Annotated in this window: 4 protein-coding genes; all 4 read right to left on the bottom strand. The window is 29.2% G+C overall.

Annotation, left to right across the window (positions count from 1 at the left end; genetic code table 11):
* Positions 1 to 707 (bottom strand): ABC transporter permease (locus CYP51_RS09340; protein WP_141089689.1); only part of this gene is annotated, 707 nt, incomplete at its 3' end.
* Positions 700 to 1413: an ABC transporter ATP-binding protein gene (locus CYP51_RS09335; RefSeq protein WP_180997765.1), complete on the bottom strand. Its 714-nt coding sequence runs from the start codon at positions 1411 to 1413 to the stop codon at positions 700 to 702. The genes CYP51_RS09340 and CYP51_RS09335, both read right to left, overlap by 8 nt.
* Positions 1413 to 2378, bottom strand: a complete 966-nt coding sequence (locus tag CYP51_RS09330; protein ID WP_103625215.1) for a hypothetical protein — start codon at positions 2376 to 2378, stop codon at positions 1413 to 1415. The genes CYP51_RS09335 and CYP51_RS09330 overlap by 1 nt, the downstream gene beginning before the upstream one ends.
* A partial coding sequence (locus CYP51_RS09930; protein WP_219809041.1) for a hypothetical protein occupies positions 2375 to 2879 on the bottom strand: 505 nt, incomplete at its 5' end. The genes CYP51_RS09930 and CYP51_RS09330, both read right to left, overlap by 4 nt.

Raw genomic sequence — 2879 nt, 5'->3', positions numbered from 1 at the left:
AAAATAAGCAGTAATACAAAGCTTATAAAAAAGCAATAAAATAATTCTATATCTAATGATGCCTCACCGTCGTAGAATATTTTTCTAAAATTCTCAAAAAATATAAACAAAGGATTTATGTCGGATAATATTTCAAACTCTTTTGGAAGCATCTGTTTTGAATAGAAAACCGGGGACATAAAAACAAGTGCGGTAAAACACATATCTATTATATAACTTATATTTTTAAAATAAACCTTAATTATGCTTATTACAATAGATATGTTGGTAACAAAAATTAAAAATACAATATTTAAAACTACTAAACAAAAGATAGAATAAAGGCTAATGTAATCAAAAAGATATGCCAATATTATTAAAAAGGTTACTTGATGGATGGCAAAAGTAAAATAATTAGCAAGAACGCTAGAAAAAATAAATTTTGATATATTAATCGGCATATTTATCAATATATTTCTATTATTGACTATGGTATTGGACGTATCTCCAACACAGGAACTAAAAAACATCCAAGCAAGCAGAGTTGAAATCACAAATAACGGGTAATTGTCTATCTGTGCCCTAAATATCCCCTTAAATGCAAAAGAATAAATAGACATAAACAAAAGCGGAGACAAAAAACTCCAAAAAACGCCGAATAATGTTAATTTGTTTTGTAAAATTAAATTTGATTTTGCTAGTAATAAAATACTTTTGAGATTATTCATCTAAATATCCTTTTATCGTAGATTCGATGTTGCTGCTATATTCATAGCTTCCATCTTCCTTAATATACAAAATCTTATTACAAATATTTTTGACCAAATCAAGATCATGGCTTACCATTACCACTAATTCTTTTTGAAGCATATGTTCTAATATTAACTCTTTTGCTTTTTGTTGAAAGGCGTAGTCTCCTACGGCAAATATCTCATCTAATAACAATATATTTGCATCATTTAATAGTGAAGCAATAAATTTAATTTTAGCTTTCATACCGCTTGAAAAGAATTTCATTTTTTCGTTTTTTAAGCTTATATCTATTTGAGCCATCTCAAAAACCTTGTTAATGTCTACTTTTTGCCTCACATCCAAAAGCATGCTAAATAATTCTATATTCTGCACCGGAGTTAGCTCCTCATTAAAGGATGCCCCTAGACTAAGTAATGGAGCAATTTTACCATTAACCTTTATCTTTCCGCTACTTGGGGATAAAATTCCGCAAAGCAACCTTAGGAATGTTGTCTTGCCGACGCCATTCCTGCCTATAACGCCTACTATATCGCCCTTATTAAGCTCCATCGAGCAATTTTTTATTATACTTATCCGATCTATTGTCCTAAACCTAAAAAAATTTCTTACAAATTCTTTTAAACTGACACTTTCGCGAATCTTAAATTCCTTCGTAACATTTTTTAATTCGATTACAGCCATCATATTCCCTTTTTTATAAGACCAATTACGATATTATATAATTTAAATAATGCATTTTTACCTATAAAACCAAATAAAACAAAAATAGCCCTACAAAAATCAAATATATAAAGAGTAAAATTTAAAACTATCAGTTTTTGTAATTTTATTTTTTTTATATACTCATTTTCTTTTACGCAGCCGATTATCAAGGTTGACGCCAATGTATTTTTAGGCGAAAAGAAGTTGGCGTTTATTTGACTCTTCGTATTTATGAGCTGGTTGCCAAATTTGTAACTTCTGAGCTTTATTCTTGAACTTTGTGTCAAAAAGACATTATCGTTAAAGAAATCTACCCATTCATTCACGTCAAACTTGACATTGCGGGTTTTTTTAAGGTAATTAAACAATATCGCCACCTCGGGAATAGCGCATGCATATGTATCGTTAAAAAATTTACTTTTTAAGTCAAGCCTACTTAACTCGTTTTTCCAGAACTCGTACTGATCGTGTGATCTTAAATCAAAATAGTCCCAATAAAGTAGGTGATCTTTTACTTTCATTCCTATTAGCATATCCCCCAAATGAAATGGCACGTATCTCCTGGTAAAAAGGTCGATCGCAAAGAATTTTTTTGACGCTTTCAAAAAGTCATTAAATGAAATTTTTAAGCAATCTATATCCACTCTTTGATCTGTTCTTGTTTTTATAACAAATAAATCATTTTCTATAATGCTAGCAATATGTCTTATCCCATTGAGCGTTGAGCAGCACTGATAATTAACATTATATCTTCCCGAGTGATTTGGCTTCTTGCTTAAAACCAAATTCTGTTTTTTTATTTCATATTTTCTATTGTCTTCAAGGGAGTCAAAATCATCGCTCCAACATGATATATATACATTGCTCTCGCCTAAATTCTCACAATAATAAAAGTATGTATCTAGCGTGTAACTACTTATATTCCCTTGCAATAAAATTATCATATTTTTATCTTGTGGACTATTTTGTTTAAAATACTTATTGTGTCGCTAAAAATATAATTTATAATCGAAACAATGAAAGCCCGTCTAAAAGAGCAGCTTCTCCTCATAAAAATTTTAGGAACTATGCTTGCTAGAAAAAAATCAAAATTATATTTTGACGATACGAAGAGTATGCTCACATCAGAGTCTATGGTATTCATTAAAATTTTCTCGTGCATGTAGTTTATTTCACTGAGGCCTAACTGCCAAAAATTTATAACCAATACGTCTATGCCGTTACAAATAGATGCTATATTATAGCAGTGACTTTCAAATTGTTTTATTGAAGAAAAATCTATTTCAAAAATTCGGTTACCGGTATAATTTTCTTCATTAATATCTTTTAAAAATTCTTCGCTTATCAAAAATATATTTTGATTATTCGGCATAAAATAAAATATTTTAGAGATACTAGATCTATTTTCAAAAAACAAATTTTGGTACATATAGGCTATCTTTTTC

It is taken from the genome of Campylobacter concisus (genome assembly GCF_002912895.1).
Classification (GTDB): Bacteria; Campylobacterota; Campylobacteria; order Campylobacterales; family Campylobacteraceae; genus Campylobacter_A; species Campylobacter_A concisus_G.
Note: the sequence above shows the minus strand (reverse complement) of the source record. Positions and strands in the feature narration are given on the sequence as shown.

What these genes read in the sequence shown, in the direction of transcription:
- CYP51_RS09335 (WP_180997765.1), bottom strand. Translation starts at nt 1,413, where the DNA reads ATGGCTGTAATCGAATTAAAAAATGTTACGAAGGAATTTAAGATTCGC.
- CYP51_RS09330 (WP_103625215.1), bottom strand. Translation starts at nt 2,378, where the DNA reads ATGATAATTTTATTGCAAGGGAATATAAGTAGTTACACGCTAGATACA.